Origin of the sequence: Fictibacillus sp. 7GRE50 (genome assembly GCF_015903875.1) — a bacterium.
Taxonomy (GTDB): Bacteria; Bacillota; Bacilli; order Bacillales; family Fictibacillaceae; genus Fictibacillus; species Fictibacillus phosphorivorans.
The window spans coordinates 693342-719076 of sequence record NZ_JACZDW010000002.1; the positions used below are offsets into that span (position 1 = coordinate 693342).

24 protein-coding genes and 1 riboswitch are annotated in these 25735 nt (G+C 38.6%); of the genes, 13 read left to right on the plus strand and 11 right to left on the minus strand.

Features of this window, described 5'->3' with window-relative positions; genetic code table 11:
- Positions 1–40 precede the first annotated feature (40 nt).
- Positions 41–349 carry an ArsR/SmtB family transcription factor gene (locus IHV12_RS10700; protein ID WP_066391336.1) on the plus strand — a complete coding sequence of 103 codons (309 nt, stop codon included), beginning with the start codon at positions 41–43 and terminating at the stop codon, positions 347–349.
- A 363-nt stretch (positions 350–712) separates the two neighbouring features.
- Here IHV12_RS10700 and IHV12_RS10705 read toward each other — a convergent pair whose 3' ends face one another.
- Positions 713–2230, minus strand: coding sequence for an aldehyde dehydrogenase family protein (locus IHV12_RS10705; protein WP_197190831.1), 1518 nt, complete (start codon positions 2228–2230; stop codon positions 713–715).
- A gap of 143 nt (positions 2231–2373) precedes the next feature.
- Between IHV12_RS10705 and IHV12_RS10710 the strand changes: the two genes are divergently transcribed.
- The 4 genes from IHV12_RS10710 to IHV12_RS10725 all read left to right on the plus strand — a co-directional run bounded on the left by IHV12_RS10710 (position 2374) and on the right by IHV12_RS10725 (position 5804).
- Positions 2374–3156: an SDR family NAD(P)-dependent oxidoreductase gene (locus IHV12_RS10710; protein ID WP_231618090.1), complete on the plus strand. Its 783-nt coding sequence runs from the start codon at positions 2374–2376 to the stop codon at positions 3154–3156.
- Between the two features lie 198 nt (positions 3157–3354).
- Positions 3355–4593: a DUF2157 domain-containing protein gene (locus tag IHV12_RS10715; RefSeq protein WP_197190832.1), complete on the plus strand. Its 1239-nt coding sequence runs from the start codon at positions 3355–3357 to the stop codon at positions 4591–4593.
- Entirely contained in the window at positions 4586–5107 is a 522-nt protein-coding gene (locus tag IHV12_RS10720) for a GDYXXLXY domain-containing protein (RefSeq protein ID WP_197190833.1), read from the plus strand. Before IHV12_RS10715 ends, IHV12_RS10720 begins: the two co-directional genes overlap by 8 nt.
- A 364-nt stretch (positions 5108–5471) precedes the next feature.
- Positions 5472–5804 (plus strand): hypothetical protein, encoded by a 333-nt coding sequence (locus tag IHV12_RS10725; protein WP_197126841.1) that lies wholly within the window; start codon positions 5472–5474, stop codon positions 5802–5804.
- Between the two features lie 26 nt (positions 5805–5830).
- On the opposite strand, the gene IHV12_RS10730 is transcribed toward IHV12_RS10725, so the two are convergent.
- Complete coding sequence (locus IHV12_RS10730; RefSeq protein ID WP_197190834.1) at positions 5831–7153, minus strand: globin-coupled sensor protein; 1323 nt, start codon at positions 7151–7153, stop codon at positions 5831–5833.
- 167 nt (positions 7154–7320) lie between these two features.
- On the opposite strand from IHV12_RS10730, the gene IHV12_RS10735 reads away from it, so the two are divergent.
- Positions 7321–7473, plus strand: a complete 153-nt coding sequence (locus tag IHV12_RS10735) for a hypothetical protein (RefSeq protein ID WP_197128254.1) — start codon at positions 7321–7323, stop codon at positions 7471–7473.
- 58 nt (positions 7474–7531) lie between these two features.
- On the opposite strand, the gene IHV12_RS10740 is transcribed toward IHV12_RS10735, so the two are convergent.
- From IHV12_RS10740 to IHV12_RS10775, 8 genes are all read right to left on the minus strand, one after another.
- A complete protein-coding gene (locus tag IHV12_RS10740; RefSeq protein ID WP_197190835.1) occupies positions 7532–9556 on the minus strand; it encodes an ABC transporter ATP-binding protein in 2025 nt (674 codons plus the stop codon).
- A 2-nt stretch (positions 9557–9558) separates the two neighbouring features.
- The gene (locus tag IHV12_RS10745) at positions 9559–11316 is read right to left on the minus strand and encodes an ABC transporter ATP-binding protein (RefSeq protein ID WP_197190836.1); all 1758 of its coding nucleotides are present in this window, start codon (positions 11314–11316) and stop codon (positions 9559–9561) included.
- A gap of 794 nt (positions 11317–12110) precedes the next feature.
- Positions 12111–12578 carry a 6,7-dimethyl-8-ribityllumazine synthase gene (gene ribH, locus IHV12_RS10750; RefSeq protein ID WP_066239884.1) on the minus strand — a complete coding sequence of 156 codons (468 nt, stop codon included), beginning with the start codon at positions 12576–12578 and terminating at the stop codon, positions 12111–12113.
- 16 nt (positions 12579–12594) lie between these two features.
- Positions 12595–13788 carry a bifunctional 3,4-dihydroxy-2-butanone-4-phosphate synthase/GTP cyclohydrolase II gene (locus tag IHV12_RS10755; protein ID WP_197126837.1) on the minus strand — a complete coding sequence of 398 codons (1194 nt, stop codon included), beginning with the start codon at positions 13786–13788 and terminating at the stop codon, positions 12595–12597.
- Between the two features lie 11 nt (positions 13789–13799).
- Positions 13800–14447, minus strand: a complete 648-nt coding sequence (ribE, locus tag IHV12_RS10760; protein WP_197190837.1) for a riboflavin synthase — start codon at positions 14445–14447, stop codon at positions 13800–13802.
- A 182-nt stretch (positions 14448–14629) separates the two neighbouring features.
- A riboswitch (FMN riboswitch) is annotated at positions 14630–14777 on the minus strand.
- Positions 14778–14831: 54 nt separating this feature from the next.
- Entirely contained in the window at positions 14832–16199 is a 1368-nt protein-coding gene (locus tag IHV12_RS10765) for a TrkH family potassium uptake protein (RefSeq protein ID WP_197126835.1), read from the minus strand.
- 103 nt (positions 16200–16302) lie between these two features.
- A complete protein-coding gene (locus tag IHV12_RS10770) occupies positions 16303–17379 on the minus strand; it encodes a hypothetical protein (RefSeq protein WP_197190838.1) in 1077 nt (358 codons plus the stop codon).
- 88 nt (positions 17380–17467) lie between these two features.
- Positions 17468–18196, minus strand: coding sequence for a TIGR02206 family membrane protein (locus IHV12_RS10775; protein WP_197126833.1), 729 nt, complete (start codon positions 18194–18196; stop codon positions 17468–17470).
- Between the two features lie 123 nt (positions 18197–18319).
- Between IHV12_RS10775 and IHV12_RS10780 the strand changes: the two genes are divergently transcribed.
- The 6 genes from IHV12_RS10780 (at position 18320) to IHV12_RS10805 (ending at position 23955) form a co-directional block, all read left to right on the plus strand.
- Positions 18320–18940 (plus strand): YhbD family protein, encoded by a 621-nt coding sequence (locus tag IHV12_RS10780; protein WP_231620704.1) that lies wholly within the window; start codon positions 18320–18322, stop codon positions 18938–18940.
- Between the two features lie 20 nt (positions 18941–18960).
- The gene (locus tag IHV12_RS10785) at positions 18961–19746 is read left to right on the plus strand and encodes a polymer-forming cytoskeletal protein (RefSeq protein ID WP_197126832.1); all 786 of its coding nucleotides are present in this window, start codon (positions 18961–18963) and stop codon (positions 19744–19746) included.
- Between the two features lie 197 nt (positions 19747–19943).
- Positions 19944–21425 (plus strand): spore germination protein, encoded by a 1482-nt coding sequence (locus IHV12_RS10790; RefSeq protein WP_197126831.1) that lies wholly within the window; start codon positions 19944–19946, stop codon positions 21423–21425.
- Positions 21426–21455: 30 nt separating this feature from the next.
- Positions 21456–22601: a Ger(x)C family spore germination protein gene (locus IHV12_RS10795; RefSeq protein ID WP_197190839.1), complete on the plus strand. Its 1146-nt coding sequence runs from the start codon at positions 21456–21458 to the stop codon at positions 22599–22601.
- 17 nt (positions 22602–22618) lie between these two features.
- A complete protein-coding gene (locus tag IHV12_RS10800) occupies positions 22619–22852 on the plus strand; it encodes a hypothetical protein (RefSeq protein ID WP_197126829.1) in 234 nt (77 codons plus the stop codon).
- Between the two features lie 11 nt (positions 22853–22863).
- Positions 22864–23955 (plus strand): GerAB/ArcD/ProY family transporter, encoded by a 1092-nt coding sequence (locus IHV12_RS10805; RefSeq protein ID WP_197126828.1) that lies wholly within the window; start codon positions 22864–22866, stop codon positions 23953–23955.
- Between the two features lie 40 nt (positions 23956–23995).
- Here IHV12_RS10805 and IHV12_RS10810 read toward each other — a convergent pair whose 3' ends face one another.
- Positions 23996–25204 (minus strand): MFS transporter, encoded by a 1209-nt coding sequence (locus IHV12_RS10810; RefSeq protein WP_197126827.1) that lies wholly within the window; start codon positions 25202–25204, stop codon positions 23996–23998.
- 155 nt (positions 25205–25359) lie between these two features.
- Here IHV12_RS10810 and IHV12_RS10815 point away from each other — a divergent pair, with 155 nt between their 5' ends.
- Entirely contained in the window at positions 25360–25716 is a 357-nt protein-coding gene (locus IHV12_RS10815) for a winged helix-turn-helix transcriptional regulator (RefSeq protein WP_191754703.1), read from the plus strand.
- Positions 25717–25735: the final 19 nt, after the last annotated feature.

A 25735-nucleotide genomic window follows, 5' to 3' on the forward strand; every position in this document is an offset into this window, starting at 1 on the left:
TGAAATCATGTGATGATTATGAAAAAGTTGGTGAAATAATATGTCAAATGAATATGCAGTAGAGATGTTCAGAAAAACAATTCCTTTGTTTCAAGCATTAGGTGATCCTGTTAGACAAGACCTTGTACTGCTTTTAGCGGAAACAGATAAAATGAATGTAACGGATATTGCCAGTCAATCTCCTATGTCACGACCAACCGTCTCCCATCACTTAAAAATATTACGAGAAGCTGGAATTGTGGGGACTGAGAAAAAAGGGAAAGAGATTTTTTATTTCTTAACTCTTGATCAGACCGTAGTTCAGCTCAAACAGCTCATTCACATTATTGAAGAGGAATGTATTCTTTAGATTTTTTATTTTTATTCACTGTTGTACTTGATAGTAGTTGATTTCCGCTACAGGTTGCACGCTTTCCATGGGGTGACCGGTGAGCCCCTTGCCACTCCGCGCCCTTAAGGATCTCACCTGACCGCTCGTCCCATAGGAGTCGGCAACCTTCCGCTCCAATCAACAATGCAGAAGTGAGAAAAAACATTCAAAGTAACTAACCTTTAGAAAACAGCCTAATGTGAAAGGCTAATAAAAAAAAGCGATTCAGCATGTTTGTTATTGCTGAATCGCTTTTTGTTTTGAAAAAACAGTAAAGAAAAAATGGAAAGCGAGCATCTGTAAAACTGCATTCAAAAGCAACTTGCAAAACAAAAATAACCCCTATTTTTTCCGAAGTTGTTTAATGCTTGAACGCATCAATTCCACCCTTTGTTTGCTGTTTGAAAAATAGGCTTTGATCAATGTTCTTATTTTTGAGTACTTATTTTCATACGGGTACCAATTTATCTCTCGTTTTTTGATTCCCGCATCTTTCATCACTGACATCTGACGGGTAAAAGTAAACAAGCCTTCTTCTCCATGATACCTGCCTATCCCGCTGTTTTTTACTCCACCAAATGGAAGATGCGGATTTGCTACTGAAACGAGTACATCATTAATCACCGCACTGCCTGTTACAAGCTTTGATGTCACACGGTTCGCTTTTTTAGCATCCTTTGTCCATACACTTGCGTTCAAACCAAACTCAGTGCTGTTCGCTTTTTCGATCGCTTCTTCCTCTGTTGAGAAGGATATCACAGGCAGTACTGGTCCAAACGTTTCTTCTTTAACGATTTTCATATCTTCCGTAACATTCGTTAAGATCATTGGTTCCAAATACATGCTTTCTCCCCACTGATCTGGGTCTTTGCCAGTAAGCAGAAGAGCTCCTTTCTCTAATGCATCCTTCACATGATTTTTTATGATCTCTTTTTGATGAGGAAAAGTTAAAGAGCCAATATCTTCACCAAGCTTCAGTTTCTTCGTTTCTTCTACAAGCCGGTCGATAAATTCTCCATGAATGGCATGCTGTACATACACTCTTTCAATCGACATGCAAACTTGTCCTGCATTCGTGAACGCACCCCAAACTGCACCGTTCACTGCTCTTATCATGTGAGCATCTTCAAATACAATCATTGGATCTTTTCCGCCAAGCTCAAGGGTATAAGGAATAAAGCTCTTGCTTGCTTCAATACCAATATTCCGTCCTGTCTCAACAGATCCTGTGAAGAAAATGCCATCTGGCGTTCCAGAAACCAAAGCTTGTCCCAATTCTTTTCCGCCATGAGCAACTTGAAGAACATTTTTCGGCAGATTCACTTCTCTCGCAATTTTTTCAATCAACAACCCGATCGTAGGTGTGACCTCAGAAGGTTTTACAATAACAGAATTCCCTGCGATCAGTGCCGAGATTACAGGTGTCATCGATAGTTGAAAAGGATAGTTCCATGGTGAGATGACTAGTACTGTTCCAAGAGGAAAATAATCTACATATGAAGATTTACCTAAAAAAAGAATCGGTGTGGAAACCTTATTCCTCTTTAAAATTCTTGGTGCGCGCTTTTCATAATGCGCGATGATATCAATTACTGGCATAAGATCTGCTGTTAAAGCTTCTGTCTTCACTTTTCCAGTCGCAGCACAAATTTCATCTACGATCTCATCCATGTTATCTAATAGATGCTGCTTTATCTTTTTTATAAACGTTAATCGAGTTTCTAACGAACGGGTGGACCAATATTGAAAAGCAGCAGAAGCTTTCTCATACATTTCAGGAATGTGATTTTCTCCCGTTTCTAACCACTGATCAATGGTTTCGCCTGTTGCAGGATGTTTTGCAATCATTACATTTTTCATTCAAGCGCACCTCCTTTGTCAAAATTTTCATATTTCTTTCATCATACCTTTTTTGACGAGTTCATGTTTATTTATTTTAAAAGATATGTTATCATGTTGATATTCTTAAACATATAAACACGATATAAGAAAGGATGTTTCTTATGATAAATAATAAAATTGCACTCATTACAGGAGCCTCAAGCGGAATTGGTCTTGAATTTGCCGATCTCTTTGCGAAGGACGGTTATCATTTAGTGCTTACAGCTAGAAATGAGTCAAAGCTTAATGAGATTGCTGAACAGATGTCTAAAAAATACGGTATTTCAGTAACGGTAATTGCAAAAGATTTAAGCCAAACAGACGCTGCAGAAGAACTGACAGCAGAGATCATTGCAAAAGGTATTGAGGTTGATGTTCTCATCAACAATGCAGGATTCGCTGCTTACGGACCATTTAACGAGACATCATGGAAAGATGAAAAAGATATGATACAAGTAAACATAACAGCTCTTACAACACTGACAAAACAGCTTCTTCCCGGAATGATTAAGCGTAATCGAGGTAAAATCTTAAACGTTGCCTCGACTGCAGCTTTTCAACCTGGACCATTAATGGCTGTCTATTACGCAACAAAGGCTTATGTACTTTCCTTCTCAGAAGCCATCAACTATGAATTACGTCATACCGATGTTAGCGTTACAGCTCTTTGTCCTGGTGCTACAGCTACAAACTTCGAAAAACGTGCAAGCCTTGAATCATCTCGCTTGTTTCAATCTGGTGCGATGAATGCGAGCGACGTTGCGCGGTCAGGTTATAAAGCATTGATGTCTAAAGATTCATTGTCTATTCCAGGATTTAAAAATAAAGCATTAGCTAACATCGTTCGATTCTTGCCTCGAAAGACCGTATTAAAAATCGTGCATTATGTACAAGACAAAAAATAAATGTAATAATTTTGAGAACAGCTTATGATAGCTGTTCTCTTTTTGTTTACCTTATCTAAACATAAGGATTCGTATACTCTTTTCAATTTATTGCTTGATAACATCATTTTCGTTGTGTAATATTACACTAAAAGAGAATATTGGTGTTTCGTCCTGTTTTAAAAGGACTTTACATATACATGAATTGAGGTGGTAAACATGAACAAACAATGGATAAGAAAAGAAGGTCAAAAATGGATCGCTGACAACATCATCACTGAAGATCAGTTGGATTTAATCACTGCAAGATACCCTGATTCCGAAGACAAGCGAAAAGTTACTGGTATATTACCTATTTTAGCCAGTATATTAATCGGCATCGGAATCTTATCTTTCATCGCTTCAAATTGGGGAGAAATCTCACCAATTGCCAGACTAACCTTACTTATCGTGTTTATGCTCGGATTTTATTTTTCTGGTGAACGGTATTTAAAAGCTGGCCATCATTCATTAGGTACTTCTCTTAATCTTCTTGGGATCATTACATTTGGAGCTAGCATCATTCTTTTAGGTCAGACTTTTCACTTGAATGCTGTCGATGCTCGATTATTCGTTTTTTGGAGCCTGCCTGCCGTTTTTTATTTATTCAGGGATCGTAACAAGCTCTATTTCTTCCTTCTTGGACTATTAACAGTCGGAGGACAACTTTACAGTATAAATGAGTTCCAAAGCTTTAGTTATCTTTTATTTATTCTTTTTACATTAGCTGTTGGAGGCTTTGTTTTCTTATACCCAACCATTCAAAAGTCTTGGATACTTACGATTGGATTCAGTATTCAAGTCCTGATGTTTATTATGGTTAAAGATATTAATCTACTCTGGTTTTTCTTATTTGGATTCGCCTTATTCACAAGCGGACTATGGGTTGATAAGGACGTATTTAAACAACCGTTTAATCGCCTAGGAACACTCATTGGCTTTGGTTTTGCTTACGGATTATATTTCTTGCTTACAAATGAATTTTCTTCTGATTTCGAGCTGCCCCATTCTTATGTGTACATTCCTGTATTGATCATCCTATTCGCTTTATCAATCATCGGAAAACGTCAGGAGAATTTATATTTGCATGCTTGGGAACTATTAATTTTCCTACCGTTCTTTTACTTGGTCAGAGTGACGGATCCATTAATAGTAGGCATCCTTTATTTGATCATCATGTTCGTATTTTCAGGATTCAAGCTTGCTGAAGGCTATCGTAACGAAAGTCGTTCGCAAATCAATTTTGGAATCGTACTATTTTTACTCGTTTGCTTAATGGGATACTTCAACCTGGCGTGGTCCTTTATGCCAAAGTCGATATTCTTCTTATTTGGCGGAGTTCTTTTGTTCATACTAAATGCGTTTCTTCAACGTAAGAAAAAGCAGATCTTAAAGAACGGAGGTCCGCATCATGATTAAAAAAAGAGGATGGATGATCGCTGCCCTTCTGCAAGTTTTATTTTTAATCTTTATCGCAGGAAGCTATTACAGCATCGATTATTTTGGAAAAGAGATCAAGATAAAGACTGTTCCCGTAGATCCTCGAGATCTTTTGTATGGTGACTATGTGACACTTCGTTATGATATCAGTACAGCTCCTCTCAAAAGCTATAAAGGAGATGCAGCAAAACTCGATCGGGGTGAGCAAAAAGCTTATGTAGTTCTAAAGCCAAACAAAGATGGTTATTATGTGGTTAAGAATGTTTATTCAGAAAAGCCAGATGTAACGGGTGAACAGGTTGTGTTAACTGCAAAAGCTGAAAAAGTCTGGGGAGCAGGTTCAATTGATAATATTCAGCTTACCTACGGATTCGAACGCTATTATGTGCAGGAGAACACGGGAAAAGAACTTGAACAACAAGCAAAAGACATGGATGTAATTATAAGTGTTGCACCTTGGGGAGCTCATAAGATCGTTGAGCTGAAACCTTAAGTGATCATTGACTCATAAAGAGCTGAAGAGCTTTTTATGAGTTTTTTTTCGCTAATAAATGTATCGTGTTTGTCGAAAATCGGATAAATATTTTTATCTACGTAATTATTGTGGATTACCCCGTATAAATATTAGATTACCTCGTAATAAATAGAGATTACCTCGTATAAAATGTTTCCGTCCTGCTCTTATGGACATCTTATTCAAAAATGTCCTGCACATACACACAACAGCATTTCAACTAGATCAATCGTCATCTAAAAATCTCTAACATGAAAATACTAATATTTTTATAACTAATTACTCATTATTCTTCGGTTTAAGTTTGTGGATTACGGGAAAATTGAATAATGAGGTGAAAACAATGTCAGATACTAAAATTATCGAACTAAAAGATGTACTAAATGGGTGGGCTGGTAACCAGATTTCTATACGTAAAGAAGAAGCAGGAGATCTAGATCAAATCAGAATCTCACTAGATAAAGTAACCTTTGAACAAAGAGACGCACATGACGACTATTTAGGTGACCACATATTGTTTTTACACGGTACAGCTTATGCAGCTGAAGAAGGTTCACAAGTAGAGCTGCCGACAATTACGTACGAAATACCGATTGATGGAATTAATGACATTCGAACCGACGATAACATCGTCTCATTCGAAACCAATAGAGGACAATATGTTATCAATAAATAAAGAAGGGATCCCGCGGGATCCCTTCTTTATTCTTGTTGCATACTTTTTGTAACGTCTGTTAACGAATCTGCTGAAACCGCGATCTGACCAACAGCATGACTAAGTTCTTCTATAACTTCAGCCATCACTTCTACTTCTTTTTCTAGCTTTCCGCTTCGATCTGTACTCTCATCCATCTTGGAGAGAATCGCTACAAAGAAATCTGATATTTCGGTAGCTTCACTTACACTATCGTTTATATATTGGTGAATACTTTCAACGGATGTAGTTACAGCTTCTATGCGTTTATGCGTATTTTTCACAAGTTCTGAAACACCTGAAACAGAAGTCTTTGTTTGGTCTGCTAACTTTCTAACTTCATGAGCGACGACAGAGAATCCTTTTCCAGCTTCCCCCGCTCTAGCTGCTTCTATCGCTGCGTTAAGGGATAGAAGGTTCGTCTGTTCCGCAATCGCTGTTACGATATCGACAACATCGTTAATTTTTACTGTTGCTTGTTCCAAATTGATCAATTCAGCTGTAATCTGCTCTGATTGGTCTTTTACTTTCAGAATCATTTGCTGATGATCGTCTAGTTTATTCTTACCTGCTAACGAATTATTGGATACCTCTACAGCTGATTCTGCTGTGTTCTTTGCAAAAACAACCACTTCATCCGCTTTTGATGTTAACTCTTCTAGGGCTGCACTCGTCTCTTCTGAGATACTCGCTAGTTCTTCCACAGAATCCCCAACTGAAACCGCAATCTGCCTTTTTTGCTCTTCATGATGTTCTCTCTGTTTTACTTGTTCTAGTTCAAATGCTTCTAAGACAATCTGCTGCTCAAAATTCAAAATCTTCGTTACAGCTTTAACGGCAAGCTGATACTCATTTTTATCTTGAATATGTTTGTCCAAAATAGACAAAAAGGAAAGCAGCATGTCCTGAAAAGAACAGATATACCATTTCGGCTGCAAACCGATTTTAAAATGGATGCGAGCAATCACTTTTCTTTGCTCTATGTATGCTGTATCAATAACCCCATTAAACATTTCTTGTATATGTTTGATCAACGTCACTTGAAGCTTATTAACTGAACTGTGTTTTTGAATAATTTCCATCAAGCCAGGAACATGTTCAATGTTTTTATAAAATTGGTTCACGATCTCTTCTATATTCTCAGAGAGCAACGGTTTGATCGAGCGAATAATCCGTAAATCTTCAACTGTTAATGAAATCATATTCAATTGCTTTTGCCATTCACTGTTAGGAGATACTAAAATTTTCACGTCTTCTTTAAAATTCTCCGTTGGATCAAGCACTTCTGCTTTACTTTTCTTTTTTGTTAAGATGCTTAAAATAGATGCCATTTCGATTTCCTTCTTTCTTGATCATCAGTTACATTTCATCCATTATCATGCAATTACATGCGACTATACGCTCATTTTATTGATTCATATGTTTTATCGACTTCTTTACGGGAATCTTTTACTAAACAAAAATATTTTAAAAAAAAATGAAAAGAGGAGTGATTCACATGTGGAAAAAGAAATGGGCAGCCGGAACATTGGCAGCAATGTTAACGTTAGGTGGATTAACTGCTTGCGGTGACGGCGTTGACCAAGACAACGGTGTAGACGACGGCGAACAAAACGATGAGATGGATGAAAAAAATAAAGAAGAAGGATGATAAGCAGCCTTCTTAAAAATATCAAAAAAAAAGGAGCCCATTAGGCTCCTTTTAGCGTTTAACTTACTGCTCTTGTTTCCGTTTTTCCTTGTTGAAGCTGGTACATCTGGAAGTATCGTCCCTTTTCTTTCATCAGGTCTTCATGACTGCCACGTTCTACGATCACACCACGGTCGAGAACGAGAATTTGATCCGCACTCTTAATCGTAGAAAGTCTATGAGCAATAATGAAAGTGGTCCTTCCTCTCTTCAGGACATCTAGTGCCTCTTGAATCACAGCTTCTGTTTCTGTATCAATACTTGCCGTTGCTTCATCAAGTATTAAGATAGCTGGATTGTAAGCTAGCGCTCTTGCAAAAGAGATTAATTGTCTCTGACCGGATGAAAGGGTACTTCCTTTTTCAATAACCGGCTCATCTAATCCTTTAGGCAAGTTGTTGATAAATGGCATCGCGCCTACATCGGTGAGTGCCTTTTCAACTTGTTCCCGCGTGATCTCAGGATTATCCAAGCTCACGTTGGATGCAATCGTTCCTGTGAACAAGAAAGGATCTTGCAAGACGATACCCATATGCTGTCGAAGCTCCTGTTTAGATAGCTTCATAATGTCTTGGCCATCGATCATGATTTTTCCCTGTTTGATGTCATAGAATCGGAATAATAGATTCATGATAGAGCTTTTACCAGAACCAGTGTGACCGACAAGTGCCACCGTCTCACCTTGGTTTGCTTCGAAAGCTATATTTTTAAGGACTGGTTCCCCTTCTACATAACTGAACGTAACATCTTGAAACTCAACATTTCCTTTGTAACGTTCAATCTCTGTCTCCGTCACTTTCTGTCCTGGCTCATCCATCAGAACGAATACTCGCTCTGCAGATACTAGTGCCTGCTCAAGCTGTGCAAGCTGATTAACCATACCTGTTACCGGATGGAACATACGGTTTAAATAATCAACAAAGGCGTATAGCACACCGATCGAAATAACAGAACCTACACCGAGTGCCTGACCTGCAAAATGCCAGATGAATGCCATAAACGCAAGGTTCTTTAATAACAACACAAGGTTATGTCCCGTCATCGCGTTAAGACTTAACAGCTTGTTTTGAAAGGTGAAGTATTCTTTATTCATCTTTTCAAATTCTTCAGAAGTCTCTTTTTGGCGCTTAAATGCTTGAATGATTGTCATACCGTTGATTGATTCGTTTATCATTCCGTTAATATCACTAAGCGTAGAACGAATTCTATGATTGTATTTAGACGCGAATTTCCTGTATACGATGATCCAAACGACGAGGATCGGTACAAGAATCAAACAGATCGTTGCAAGCTTAGGATCAAGCAAGAACAACGCGATGAAAATTCCCGTCAGATAGATGATTCCTGTAAAAAAGTTAGCTAGTACGTTAATGAATAATTCCTTGATCGCTTCCGTATCATTCGTAATACGAGAAACGATTTTCCCAGCAGGCTGATTATCAAAATATGTGATCGCTACACGCTGAACGTGGGCGAATACATCTTGACGAATTTTCTTGATAACCAGATTTGACGAGCGCTGCAGCATATAGCGCTGACCATACTGAAAGAATGATGCAAAAACGAGAAGGCTTAAGTAGATCATGGTTAGTTTCATGATCCCCGCGATTTCAGGCTTATAAAAAGCAAATGTTTCACTCGTACTTAATTTATCTGCCTGATAGGTTTCTGATTTTCCTTTAAAAGAAATCGTCACCTTACTGTAATTCGCTTTTCGTTCCCCATCAAAAGATATTTTCTTTGGTACAACAAAATAGTCTCGTTTCACTTGTATAACTCGTATTTCTTTTCCTTTATCTTCTCCTGGATCAAAATGATCACTTCGTTTATACCAGTTTCCATCGTATTTCACTGCTGCTTTTTCTTCATTATCTACTTGATGCCACGGCCTTTCGATCCCAAGAATATGGTCATCGATCATCGTCTTTGCGATAAACGGTCCGGTCAGCTCCGCCCCAATGGCAACGGTCAGCATCAGAAGCCCGAGAATAAAGTTCTTTTTATAGTGAAGTGCGTATTGAAACAGGCGTTTTCCAACGTTCATGGCTACACCGCCTTATTATCATTTAAGTTTTGTTCGATCTGCTGACGTTCGTGCTGTTCTTTATACCAGCCATCTCTAGCTATTAAATCCTCATGTCTGCCTTCATCAACGATCGCTCCGTCATCAATAACGATGATCCAGTCTGCGTGTTCAACTGCAGACAGTCGGTGTGTTGTTATAAAAGTTGTTTTCCCAGCGCGTTCTTTACGGATGTTACCGATGATTGCAGTCTCCGTCTTCGCATCAACAGCAGAAAGCGCATCATCTAATATCAAAATTTCTGGATCCACACATAATGCTCGTGCAATAGACACACGCTGCTTCTGTCCTCCTGATAACGCCACACCTTTTTCACCGACGAGCGTGTTCAATCCTTCAGGAAGGTGCTGAACATCTTTTCTAAAGGACGCCATCTCCATAACATGATTCAATTTATCAACACCTGCCGTGCTATTCCCAAACAGGATATTTTCCTCCACCGTTTTGGAGAAAAGAATAGCATCCTGCGGTACGTATCCGATCCATCCTTGTAGATCTTCTAAAGCGATATCTTCAATGCCCACACCAGAGAACGAAATATTCCCTTTTCCAGCTGGATACTCTCTTAAAAGCTGTTTAAGAAGTGTTGTTTTTCCGCTTCCTGTTCGGCCAACGATCCCAAGCGTTGCTCCCTTTTCCACCTTAACGTTGATGTTTTTTAAGTTATCTGTTTCAGAAGAAGGATAACGGAAAGTCACATCTTCAAATGCTATTGTTCCTGGATCTTTTAATGGGACAAGGTCTTCTGCGTTTTTTACATCAGGTTCATAGCTAAGCGTTTCATTAACACGATCAAGTGATGCACTTCCACGTTCCATAATATTAATGAGCTCACCGATCGCGATCATCGGCCAGATCAGCATGCCCAAGTACACGTTGAACGTAACAAGCTCACCAAGTGTGATCGTCTTATGAAAGACCATGTATGCTCCATATCCTAAACCGATTAAATAACTCATTCCTACCAATACTTTTATCGTTGGCTCGAACAAGGCGTCAATTCTCGATACAGCCAAGTTCTTTTCAAATACATCTTCTGTTACCTTATTGAAGCGTGCTACATCTTCTTCTTCCTGAACATAAGCACGAATAACACGTACTCCTTGAATGCTTTCAAGAACTGAATCGTTCATTTCTCCAAAGGCATCTTGGGCAATGGTAAAACGCTGATGTACTTTTTTTCCGTATTTTTTAATAATAAACGCGATGATCGGCAGTGGAATAAGCGCTGCAAACGTCAATTTCCAACTGATCATGAATCCCATCACAAACAGGATCGTTAACATGAACAAACTCGAATCTACAAGTGTTAAAATTCCGAATCCTGCAGTCATAGAGATTGCTTTTAAATCGTTTGTAGCACGTGCCATCAGATCTCCTGTTCGATTTTTCTCAAAAAATGTAGGAGTCATCTTTAATAAGTGACGCATAAAACTTGATCGCATCGAACGCTCGATAATAAAAGCGCCTCCAAAAAGCTGATACATCCAGATGTACATCGTAATGTACATCGAAATTAGGACAGCTACAAAGATTCCAAGAGTCCGCATCATGTCTTCTTTTGTGATCGTGCCCATATGAATGGAGTCAATAATATTACCGATGAGTTTCGGTGGGATGATCTCAATGATCCCAACACCAGTCAGCAGCACTACCGCAACCGTGTAACGTATCCAATGTTTCTTAAAAAACCAAGCTAATTTTCCTAAAACTGAAAACATAATGTCTCTCCTCTCGATCTACCATCCTCTTAAACAGTTGTTTAACGAAGCTACCCAAAAAGTGTATGATCCTTGCGTTCTAGCCACACATTAAATGATTTTCTTTTCATTTTTTCTCCTCCTATTGTTTCGTGAATCTATTGCAAAAAGAAGATTGACTCTTCTGTGCAAACGAAAATAAAAAAGCATACCATTCGAACTCGGTATGCTTAAAATCACAAAAAAACACACGTCACGACTGGGGTGACCTGCGTACAAACATGTATGTAGAAAAGGCAGATATATAGATTGATAATCCTAATACATCTCTTCCGGCAGGCCATGGTATGAAATTGTAGAGTCATCGTTGATTACAACAGTGACCGCAATTTGAGTAACAATCATTTCTTTCACCATGACACAACCATCCTTTCCATAATTTTGTAGTTTGTAACTTTGGTAATCTTAACACTATTCTAATAACTATGTCAATTGCTTTTAGATATGCTTAAAATTATTTAAAACGCTGTTAATTTTTGCTTTAGAAGAGTGCTTGAAGTGAGGTTGCCGCTTCAATCTACAGCGTTTTCATATGTACCTATCATTATTTACTTTCAATCCAGAAGTTTTCACTTTCAACCCACGAGTTTTTTCTCTCAATCCACGAGTTTTCACACTTAATCCACGAGTTCATGCTCTCAATCCAAAAGTTATCCACGAGTCGACACCACTCGACAAACTCGTACACCATCGATTTTATAAAACAAACAAAAACCCGTCACTAAAAAAGTGACGGGCTTTCACACACATACAATTTATCCTAACTGACGCGTTAAGTTTGCCATTTCAATAGCTGACACAGCAGCTTCCCAGCCTTTGTTTCCTGCTTTCGTTCCTGCACGCTCAATCGCTTGTTCAATTGAATCCACTGTCAAAACGCCAAAGATTACAGGAACACCGCTCGTCATGGATGCTTGAGCGACTCCTTTCGCTGCCTCATTACATACGTAATCAAAGTGCGGAGTGGATCCGCGGATAACTGCTCCTAACGTAATCACAGCATCATAGTTACCGCTATCTGCCATCTTTTTAGCGATCAGCGGTATCTCAAACGCTCCAGGTACCCAAGCGATATCTACATCATCTTCAGAAATACCATGTCTCTTGAATGCATCTTGTGCACCTGAAACTAATTTATCTGAAATAAAGTCATTAAAACGTCCTGCTACGATACCTACTTTTAATCCTGTACCAACTAAATGTCCTTCAAATAATTTTGCCATGACTATTCCTCCTGATTTAAAAATGAAGCATATGCCCCAATTTGCTCTTTTTTGTTTTTAGATAATCTTCGTTGTTCTTGTTATGAGGCATCTGAAGCGCCACACGATCGGTCACTTCTAAGTCATACCCTTTTAATCCAGCAATCTTTCTTGGATTGTTTGTCAGCAGTTTCATCTTACTGATACCAAGGTCCTTTAAAATCTGAGCTCCTATGCCATAATCACGCAGATCTGGAGCGAACCCGAGCTGCTCATTTGCCTCAACCGTATCAAGACCCTCTTCTTGAAGTTTATAAGCTTTCATCTTATTGATGAGTCCGATGCCGCGTCCTTCTTGTCTCATGTACAGCAAAACGCCACGGCCTTCTTTTTCTATCTGTGAAAGAGCTGCGTGAAGCTGTGAACCACAATCACAACGAGCTGAACCAAATACATCACCTGTTAAGCACTCCGAATGAACGCGGACTAAAACTGGTTCTCCCGTTGCAACCTCACCTTTAACGAGTGCAACATGTTCTTTCTCATCTAATACATTCGAAAAACCGATCGCTTTAAAATCTCCAAACTCTGTAGGCAGATTAATCTCTACTTCACGCTTTACCATCTGCTCAGTTTTGTTTCGGTACGTAATGAGGTCTTTAATCGTAATCAGCTTCATATTATGTTGTTTCGCAAGCTCGACTAGTTCAGGAACACGAGCCATCGTTCCGTCTTCTTTCATGATTTCACAGATAACACCAGCCGATTTGCTGCCTGCCATTTGTGCAAGATCGATGGCTGCTTCCGTATGGCCTGCTCTTCGCAACACACCACCGTTTTTTCCGATCAACGGAAAAATATGACCAGGTCGTTTGAAATCAGAAGGCAGGGAATCTGCATTCACAAGCTCACGTACCGTAGACGCTCTCTCTTGAGCCGAAATACCTGTTGTAGTTGAAATATGATCGACGCTTATCGTAAAAGCCGTGCCATGCGAATCTGTGTTGGCAACTACCATCGGTGAAAGATCAAGCTTTAACGCAATTTCTTCTGAGATCGGTGTACACACTAAACCTCTGCCATGTGTCACCATAAAATTAATGGTTTCAGGAGTTATACCTTCTGCGAGTGCTACAAAGTCACCCTCGTTTTCACGATCTTCGTCATCTACTACGATCACAATTTTTCCTTCTTTAAGATCTGCCACTGCTTCTTCTATGGAGTGAAACATGAACTCTCCTCCTAAAATCCGTGCTCTTGTAAGAAATCAAGAGACAGCTTCGACTTTTGTGTAGTTTCTTCTTTCGGCGACAACATATTGTGTACATACTTTGCGAGCATGTCGCATTCTATATTCACGATGTCACCCGTTCCTTTCGACCCTAAGATCGTGTGTTCTGCTGTATGAGGAATCAATGAAACAGTAATTTTACTTTCGGTCACTTCAAATATAGTGAGACTCGTTCCATCTACACATACAGAGCCTTTCAACATAAAATAACGCATCAGATGGTCAGGTAACACAATCGTATAATAAATGGCATTTCTCTCTGGACGCTTTTCAATGATTGTTCCTGTCCCATCCACATGCCCGGAAACAAAATGTCCACCGAACCGGCCACCAGCAGCCATCGCTCGTTCAAGATTGACCAAATCACGGTTGTTTAACAATCTCAATGTGGATGAACGAAACGTCTCTGGCATAACATCTACCGTGAACTCTCTTTTACTAAAAGAAGTTACGGTTAGACAAACACCGTTAACTGCGATACTGTCTCCAAGGTTTACATCTTTTAATACTTCTTGGGCTGTAACAGTAAGAACAATCGTTTCGTTGCCTTTAGAAATTGATTTTATCGTACCTTTTTCTTCGATAATGCCTGTAAACAAAAAGCTTTCCCTCCCCTCGTATGACGTAAGTATCATCGTAAATATGCATAAGCAGGAGTCCTTTTTTTCTTAATACAAATAACCCCGGAAACAGATTGCTTCCGGGGTTTTAAATGTTAAGAATATAACGAAATAAACCTTTAAATATACCTATTTCAAACACAGGTATTCTAAAAGTGTTCACGTTCCTTCTCCCATCCAGACTATACTGTCGGCTTCGGAATTGCACCGAATCCACCGTTTCTGCTACATGCAAAACCGGGTCACGGACTGAGAGGCTGAAACCTCATCACCGCCGGTTGGGAATTTCACCCGACCCCGAAGGACTTATTTACTTATGTTCATTATAAGTAAACAGCAGCGTGAATTCAAACGTGATCACTTTTATTGGCCAATAATTAATTTTTCTTTCGGGTAATGAATGTGCTCTGTAACCACTTTCCCTCGGATAATGAACAAGAATGAAAGTACGCCAATTCTTCCAATAAACATCAGAAGCATTAAGATCACTTTACCTGTTGAGCTCAACTGACCTGTAATTCCAGTGGAAAGCCCTGTAGTTCCGAAAGCTGAACATACCTCAAAGAATAAGTACTCGATCGGCATAGGATCAGTAATCGCTAAGATAATAGTGGATGTCGTACAGAGCACCATCGCAACGATAATAACAATAAACGACTTGTGTATATCTTCAGGGTATATCTCACGCTTAAAGATTTTTATCGTGTTTCTACCCTTTGCATAAAAGAGGATTGCTAATAATGCTACAGCAAAAGTCGTCGTACGAATCCCCCCTCCTACTGAGCTTGGAGAAGCACCAATAAACATCATGACTCCTAAGAAGAGAAGTGTTGGTACTGTGAATTCCGAGACGTCCATCGTGGATAGGCCTCCACTTCGTGTGGTAACAGACTGAAACAACGAATAAAAGATTGTTTCATGCCAAGACTTACCTTCGAAGAATGCATTCATCTCTAGTACATAAATCCCTATGGCTCCTGTAATAACTAATAACGCAAATGTAGTTGTTGTAACTTTCGTAAAAAGAGTGAACGTATAACGCTCTAAATACTTACGCTCTTTAATAAAGTTATTGATCTCTACTAATACAGGAAATCCGATAGCACCGGATGTAATCAAAAACATCGTAACGATCTGAACGAGATAATCATGACGAAACGGGATCAATGAACTTCCCGTTATATCAAAACCTGCATTCGTCGTTGCTGTAACTGCTGCGAAGAATGCGTGATAGAGCACTTCTATTTCTGTATCATAATAAGGCTGAAACAAGATAAAGAACAATACTGTTCCTACGATTTCAATTCCAATAATGAGTGTTAGTATTTGCTTCATCAACTGGACAAGCCCAGCAAGTGTAGATTGATTCTGGTCTGTCATAATCAATTGACGCTCTCTCATCCCAATACGTTTACCGATTAAAAGCCAAATGGCTGTACCGAGCGTCATAACGCCGATTCCACCAATCTGCACGATGATGGCAAGAAGGACGACTCCAACTTGATTAAACGTTTCTGAGATATTAACAGAAGTTAGACCTGTTACACTAACTGCACTCACGGCGGTAAACAGGGCATCGATAAATTTCAACTCTACTCCTTCGTTATGACCGACCGGCAAGCTTAAAAGAATAGTCGCTACTAAAACGGACAATAAATAAAAGATGACGATTAGCTGAACGGAAGTAAGAAATGATTTTTTTTGTTGTGAAGTTGCTGTATTTTTAAACATATATTTTCACCTGTCGAAAGGATTTTTCTGTAACCTTCTGAAATCTTAACAATAGCATTTCCATTTAACAAGGTGAAATTGAACATTTGCTAAAAAAAGACTGTTAATCTTCTAAGTTACATTCTTCATCAGCCATTCTCTTTTCAATAAGCCTCATTAATTCAGTGGGGTTATCTACTTTAATAACTACCCTTGTCACGTTCTTCTTAAATCCATATATGATATCTGACCTTATAGGTTTTTTCAACAGCAACTCAATATTCGGTTTTTCCGGAATAAAATCACTTACTCGGGCTTCAAAGGTATACTTCATTTCTGCTGCACTCAACTCATCTGGTCCTTCATACGTTTTCCATTCTTGGATGTATTTAAACGGCAGATCAAGGCTTTTAATAAATCCTATATTCAATATCAACGATTGATTCGTAACGATTAAAGGGACTTTTTTTACAGCTTGCATCTGACCGATGAGAAAAAGAATAGAGTAGATGTTTATAAATAATAAAATCAAAGAGACTGTATGGTTCCATTGACTGAAGAAATAATGAAGACCGACTGATTCGATGATAAGCGCATGGATCAACATGAGCTGGAGAGCTACATAACTTGTATTCTTATGGAGAGTAAATGTTTGTCCAGTCATCACAGGTGCTTTTCGCCAGGAAAAGAAAGCATAATAGAACATCGTAACTTCACTGACGAGAGAATCGATCAAGCGACTTTGTGCGAAATGAAGATTTACAGCGTGTTTGATTTTCAATAAAAACGGTAGATCAACAGCTAAGTCACGGTACGACTTCTTTACTTTAGGTAACTTTCTGCACACGATAAATAGTAAATAAAGCTCAATAGAGATAAAACCCGCTTCTAAAAGAAGTAGAGCTTTCGGAATAAATGATACAGATTTCAACAGATCATCTGGAATGATAAATGAAGCGAAAGCATAACTCACTAATGCGACAAGCAGTGTCAGCTTCCATGAGTATCTTTTACGAATAATAAAGTAATAGGTAAGTAGAGGAATAACGAGAAGAAAATCAAACATAGAGCCAATGAGCACAGAAGTAGGTATGGGTTGGAAATAAGTTGTCTGATAAAGAAGTACATTGCTGCCAATGACCAATAAGCTAAGAAATAGATAAGGTATCCACCTGATCGGCCTGTTCATGGTTTCAATCATAAAATCCCTCCTCACTTCCATTATACAATAAATACCATTTCTTTCTTCCTTTGCATGATTTTGTCACAAAAGGTACAAAAAAAGGACCCTACACCTCAAACGGTGGATGGTCCTCTTTCGTGTGATTTAGCTTTTCTTTAACCGGAATAAAAACAAGCAGACATAAACAGAAAGCGACTAGTTCTAGTGAAAGGATATACCACGGATACGGTCCTAAGTAATCTAGAAGCGAAGCATTCGTTGGTTTCTCTAGCAAGAACATATAGTTTGCATCAATAGTCACATCTACAACATAGACACCTATAGCATAAATGTTCAGCCATAAGAATGACTGAAAAAGAAGATGCCAGCTAATGGTATAAGATCTTACAATCGCATAGTATAGAGCTGTCCAAACAATAAAAGCATGAGCCATAAAATATTGGATGAATCGAAAATGCCAAGGCTCTTGAAATAACTCTGGTGTAAGTAATCCTTGTATGGCACCTGTTAAACCAAAAAGGTAGACAAAAGCAAAAAGTCTCCGATTATCCGTTAAGAGTAACAACACGGACAACAGAATGTTAAAACTACATAGCTGCAAAGGAAGGAAAATATGAAGGTCCCATAAGTCATTATGAACGGCCCATATGTGATATGAACTTTCTGAGACTACAAGCCCTGTGATCAAGACTTTCTTCCATAATTGCATCTTCCTCATACGTATCCGATAGCGGTACATACCCATACTCACAAAAAGGATTAACATTAATAAAAGCACATGCTCCCATTGGAACATCCTAAAACCAGAAGCTCCTGCACCAAACCAATTTTCCATTGAACCCCTCCACCTTCTACCTACTATTATTCAAAAATCTTCGTGCACTTTCCTTTGTATACTTTTAAATTTTATTGCGTAGCGTAACAGTGTTATGTTACATTACTAATAAGGAGGTTAATCATGGAAAATCTAATCTCAAAGAAAGATCTATTAGAAGAAGCAAATATATCTTACGGCCAGCTATACAGATGGAAAAGAAAGAACTTGATTCCTGAAAACTGGTTCATTCGAAAATCTACCTTTACAGGCCAAGAAACATTCTTTCCTAAAGATGATATATTGCTGCGCATTGAAAAAATTAAAACTTTAAAAGATGATTTATCACTCGATGAACTTGCTGATATGTTCTCTCCTTCCCCGACACTCACTTCATTATCAGCAGAAGAGCTCACCAAACGTAACATTGTTTCTCATACAGCAGTAGAGATGTATAACAACTTTCATGGTCCTACTCATTCGTTTTCATTTAATCAGTTATTAACTTTATATGTATTGAATTCATTGCTGCAAACGGGCGATGTAAATCGAACAGAAGGCGTAGACCTGTTGAAGCTTTTTGATGAACATGCACAGAGCACAAAGAACAGCGAAAGTGAATTAATCTTTATTAGAAAAATGGGCGTTTCATTTTTTATCCTCACACCAGAACCGGCCAACCTTCTATTAGAGCCTCAAGCAAAGAAAATCGTTCACTATAAACTGAGTCAGTGCATGGAAGAACTAAAACTTAAGCTTTCTTAATAATTGGAGGAGGAATAGCAATGGAACGAACTCAGTTAAAGAATATTAGTATTTCCGGATCAGGAACTTCTTCTGGTGGCGAGTTTCATCAAGTAAAGGTTAACGGAAGTGCACATATATATGGCGATCTCATATGTGAAGAGTTTAAATGCAACGGAAGTGCACATTTAGAGGGAAACATTACTACTGATACGGCCAAAATCAATGGATCAACCCATTTCGAAGGCGATGTAGAAGTGAAGGAAATGACGATTAACGGTAGCACAGACATCGATGGTCACCTTCTTTGCGACGAATTAAAGGTTCAAGGCTCCTCTTCTATTAAGGGGGATGTAAAAGGAAAAGAAATCATCGTTCGCGGCTCTGCCTCTGTACAAGGAAATGTATCAAGCGACGAAGTAGACGTAAAAGGACAAATTAAAATAAAGGGAGATTGTGAAGCTGAATCTTTTGAAGCACGCGGCAATTTTAAGATAGATGGTCTCTTAAATGCAGGGACGATCGACGTAGAACTGCTACGTCATTGTGAAGCTAAAGAAATTGGCGGCGAGAACATCACAGTTAAAAAGACCCGGGATGCATCTGGCTTTAAAAAGCTGATTAAATTTTTTATGAGCAACCACACGGATCAACTAACGGCAGAAGTGATCGAAGGCGACTACTTATATCTTGAACACACACACGCTGAAGTAGTACGCGGAAACACGATAGAAATCGGTCCCGGCTGTAATATAAAAAGAATTGAATATAAAACAAGTTTAGAAATTGATCAAAATGCCAAAGTGGAAACTCAGGAAAAGATTTAATCATGACTCTCTCGTTCAATATGTAAAAGCTACCTTGTTTATCTGGTAGCTTTTTTATTTCGCACGTTTCTATAATCTTCCCTCATCTGAAAAGGAAATCCACAGCTTTCATCCACCCTTCATGTCTTTCATGGTAAATAATGTATAGATTCTTATCCTTCATCAAACATTATAGGATAAGGCAGGTGTTAGCAATCATGGATACAACCAAAGTAGAAGTTCCTATTAACAAAGATCTTCAAGCAAATGATGAATATATGCGTAATCTTTATAAGAACTGTGATGATATTAAGATCAGGCACTTTCAATTTGGTTCAGATTACAAACAAGAAGCTCTTGTTGTACATTGTGACTCTCTCGTCCAAGAAGAAAAGTCCAACCTGCTTCACCAGGTACTTAAGGATATGCCCGATTTTGAGGCAGCCCTTTCACTTGATGTTTCGGTTCAACAGATAAAGGTCTTTTTTGAGAACAAGGGCGTCTCATCAAGACCTGTTATGTTACTAAAAAACTACAATGAATTAAATGCCAATATCGTCAATGGCCATATTGTTTTGATTTTTGATAAATGGGATTTAGCTCTAAGCTTTGATGCATCTTCTGTAGAAAAAAGAAGTGTTGCAGAACCACAGAACGAGGTAGTTGTTGTTGGCCCTCGAGAAGGTACGATCGAAAACCTGCAAAAGAACCTTGGTTTGATTCGCTCTCGAGTAAAGACACCCAATCTTAAATTTATTTTTAAACAAACGGATGGCAAGTCTAATACGAAATTTGTTTATGGCTATTTAGATGGAACTGTTAAAAAGGAAATGCTTGAAGAGTTTGAATTAAGAATCAACAAAATTAAAAACGAAGAAATTTTAGAAACATCCTATATCGCTGAATTAATTGAGGAATCGTCCGTTACTCCCTTCCCTCAATATCGATTTACCGAAAGACCAGATGTTGCTTCAGCCTCGTTATTAGAAGGCAAGATTATAATTCTAATGGAAGGAACAGGAACGATCGTTATCTGTCCTGGATTGTTTAATGAATTTTTCCAATCTGCTTCCGATTATTATCAACGATCTGTTTTTTCATCCATCATCAGGTTGGTACGATTTATTGGCTTTATTTTGAGCCTGGCTTTACCTAGTATCTATATCGCTTTGACTACTTTTCATTCTGAATTAATACCGACCGTTTTATTGATCGCTCTCTTAGATACACGAGAAGGGATACCCTTTCCTGCAATCATAGAAGCTTTAATCATGCTGTTTTTTTTCGAACTCTTACAAGAAGCAGGGGTCCGGCTACCTAAACCTATTGGATCAACTGTAAGTATCGTTGGAGCACTAATTATCGGAGAAGCTTCCATTAACGCTGGACTCGCCTCACCGATCATGATTGTTGTTATTGGATTGACGGGAATCGCATCCTTTTCTATCCCTTATTATGATTTTGGCTTTGCTGCACGTTTGTTGCGAATACCATTAATGTTTCTAGCAGCTATTATGGGAGGCTTCGGTCTGTTTCTTGGATTTATTCTTATCTTCCTGCACCTGTCTAAATTACACGTTCTGAAGGAACCTTATCTTGGTACGTTCACTCTTAACAGTACGTCACTACTAAAAGACGGATTCTTTCGTTTGTCATTGAAAAAATTATTAAAGCACCGAAGTACTGGAAAAGGTTTATAACGCCAATATCTTATAAAGGGAGGGATTACTATGCAAAAGCTAATTAAATACATCGTTGCCTCCTCCCTCCTTTTTTTATCTGGTTGCTGGGATCATGCCGAGCTTACCGAGTATGTTTTCGTTCAATCGCTAGCTGTCGACCAAAAGAAAGATGGAACCATTAAACTCACCACACAATTTTATAAGCCTGCTCCTAAGATCGCTTCTGCTGGTGGTGGCGGTGAATCATACTTTAACCTTGAAACGGAAGCAAAATCCGTTTTTGATGCTATAAGAGATGTGACCATTCATTTGGGAAGAAAAGCAAACTGGGGGCATGTTCGTTTTATTGTGATTAGTGAGAAAGTCGCCAAAAAATATTATCTCGGTTCTGTTTTAGATTTCTTTTACCGTGATCATGAACCGAGACTCTTAACAGGTGTTGCAGTAACTGAAGGAGCTGCGGCAGACTATTTAAAAGAAAAACCACATGTAGAAAATACGGTGAGTGAACAATTAAACGAAGTCACTAAAACAGGGAGCAAATTTAGTGCGAAAACCTATCCCGCTAATTTATTTACAATTGGAAAACAGCTACATAGCGAGGTGGATACGGTGTATGCTCCCTATCTAAGAAAGGAAAAAGAAAAAGAGAACAGTATCTTTGTAGATGGGCTTTCTATCTTTCTAGGTGGGAAGCTGAAGACGACTATTACAAACAAAGACACAAAATCGCTCATGCTCGCTCTTAATAATTTTCAGTATGGAATCATTGGTATTCCTTGTAAAGGGAGTAAGCTGCAGGAGTCATTTGAAATCACAGAATCACATACAAACACATCTTTTGCGATAAAAAACGATGTTATACATTACTCACTTAGACCAAAGCTTCAAGCTAGTATAGGTGAATTAGAATGTACAAACATTGAAACAAAACAACAACTAGAAGTTCTTCATGCAAAGTTAGAAAAACAAGTGAACAGTAACTTAATGACATTATTAAAGCACTCACAAAAAAAGAATATAGATATTATCGGATTAGGAAACCATATCTATCGCAGTAATCCGAAAGAATGGCAGAGAATAAAAAAAGAAAAGATACCTTATTACAAAGACGTCGTATTTCATGTTAAATCGGAAGTTAACATCCTAAACACAGGAACTGATATAAGCAAACCTTTTCATAAAAAACAATAGGATGATGAGGAATCACTATGATTGAAAAACTCATTTTAGGGAGCTTAGTCGTATTATTATACTTCGACTATCAAACGTTGAAACAAGATAAAAAGTCAAAAAAAATCTATTTAATGATGTCTATTCCGGCAGGGTACATGCTCTACTCTTATCTTTCCGGGCGGAACCTTCCTAACTTAGATGAAGGATTTCAGTTAATACTTGGTCCTATTGCTGAAGTTATCACTTCATGGCTGCAAGTAAAATCATAAGGAGTCCCTTTATGCACACAGGAAAAATTAGTTATTGGCAAATGGCAGTGTTATTTCAAGTGTATATGACGGGTTCAGCCCTTATCAATATCCAAGGGCCGATGCTGGCTGCTGCTCAAAACAGTGCTTGGATCGCCATGCTTCTTGCTAACTTAGTTGGTTTTGTCATCTTATATCTCGTATTAACTCTTCACAACGAATATCCTGATCAATGTTATGTGAACCAAGTTCGCCTAACACTCGGAAACGTGATGACCTATCTACTCATCATCCCTCTGTTCTTAGTCATGTTGTATATCACAGCAAACATTGTATATGGAATGGGACAATATTTTACAACCTCGATGATGAGAGAAACACCGCTCTTCATCTTTCATCTACTCATCTTAATCACTTCCAGTCTAACTGCAAAAGCTGGAATTGAAGTAATGGGTCGCATGTTTCACCTATTGATGTATATTCTGTTTTTCATCTTTATCATCATGTTAATCCTGCCCTACAACACGTATGAGATCACTAATCTGCTTCCTTTAGCTCCACAAGGCTTTAAGCCGATATTACATGGGGTTTATGTCGGTTTTGGATTTCCTTACATGGATGTATTATTCTTCGCTATGATTATATACTTGGTAAAGCAAAAGCCCGGGCAGTCCATTAATAAATGGCTTTATTTAGGTTTGTTCATAAATGGAATCGTACTCACATTAACAATTCTCTGTTCATTAATGGGGCTCGGACCTTTAGTATTTCTTAAGAAATTCCCGCTTCATGTTCTGGCTCAGCTGATTAGCATTGGAGAGATTGTTGAGCGTGTAGAAGCGATCTTTGGCATCGCACTAATTCTAGGAACATACATGAAGATCTCTTTATTGTTGTTCATACTTGATCAAGCTCTCTCCACTCTATTTAAAGTAAAAGCTACACATTTTATTTATATAATCTCAGCGGTTGTGCTCTTACTCTCTCTTACGATGTACAAAAACGAAATTGAACTAGGAGAATCTGGATCCTTTTTGCAGACCACTGTAACATTTTTCTTTGGGTTCTTGCCCCTTTTACTTGTAGTCATAATAGCTAAAGTGAAAAATAAAAAAACTGCTTAAAAAAAGAAGGCAACCAAAGTAGCTGCCTTCTTTTCCACTCTTAAATTGTTCTTTTTTCAAGTGACGCGCTCCATGCCGTTAAGAGAACTGCACCAAACACCATTACTCCGCCGATCCAAGGTGTATGAATGATGCCGATGGAATCGACAATGAGCCCTCCAACAAATGCACCAATAGCGATACCTAAATTAAATGCGGCGATATTAATAGCTGACGCAACATTTACTGCAGAAGGTACATATCTTTCAGCAAGTTTCACAACATAAACTTGTAGACCCGGAACATTCATAAACGCTAAAAGTCCTAATAAGAAGATAGTAATCGTTCCAGCTACTTTAAAAGGTGCTGTAAATGTTAAGATCACTAAAATAACAGCTTGAATAACGAACATCCAAAACAAAGCTTTGATCGGATTTTTATCTGCCGCTTTGCCTCCTACTGTATTCCCAATCGCAACAGCAATACCGTAGCCTAACAAAATCCAGGTGACCGCTTTAGGAGCGTAGCCTGTTACATCTTCTAAGATCGGTGCTAAATACGTAAATGCTACAAACGTTCCACCGTAACCAAGAGCTGTGATCGCAAATGCTAATAATAATCGACCGTTTTTAATAATCTTGAGTTGATCTTTTAAACTTGATGGTGGTGCTTCTTTCAAATTCTTCGGAACTAAGATGGCACTAGCGATGATGGCAACAACACCTAAGAGTGCAACTGCCCAAAACGTAGCTCTCCATCCGAAGGTTTGTCCGATAAATGTTCCAAGCGGAACCCCTGTTACGGTTGCAACAGTAAGCCCCGTAAACATGAATGCGATCGCACTTGCACGTTTATGTTCGGGAACTAGATCCGCAGCGATTGTTGCACCTATAGAAAAGAATACACCGTGAGAAAATGCTGTGATGAATCGCGCGATCAGAAGCAGCGTAAAACTTGTTGAAACTGCTGCAACCATGTTACCTGCGATAAAAACGACCATTAACAGAAGTAACAACGACTTTCTGTTCATTTTATTCGTTAACGCTGTAAGGACCGGTGCTCCAAATGCAACACCCATCGCATATCCTGATATGAGTAAACCTGCTAATGTGATCGATATGTTTAGATCAGATGCTAATGAAGATAAAAGTCCTACAGGTACAAACTCAGTTGTACCAATACCAAATGCCGAAATGGCTAATGCTAATAATGCCGGAAAACCACCTTTTGACTTCGACCCGCTTTCCGTTTGAACGGCTGTTGAATTCATCTATAAATCCCTCCATTGATTTTAGTTGGTGAATGAACTAGTCATTCGGTTGACTTGATGTTATTATGAAATATACGCAAACTAAAAGTAAGTACGCACTTTAAAGTAATGTAGGTACTTAAAAGTAACAATTACGATATAGAGGTGATTTTGGGATGAAAAAATACAATATACCTGTAGAAGCTGCACTTGAAGTGATCGGTGGAAAGTGGAAAGTCGTCATCCTCTGCCATCTTATTAAAGATAAAAGAAGAACCGGTGAGTTGAAGCGGTTAATGCCAGGAATTACACAAAAGATGCTCACACAGCAGCTTAGAGAACTTGAAGATGATGGAGTTATCCTCCGAGAAGTATACAATCAGGTTCCTCCACGAGTTGAATATTCTCTTACTGACTACGGTTGGTCGTTAAAAGGAATATTAGATTCACTATGCGCTTGGGGTGAGCAGCATATTGAGAAGACTTATCCGAATAAAGAGGATGTTTTAGTTCAGACAGAAGAACTAGTATAAATTTAGAGAAATGGCAGCC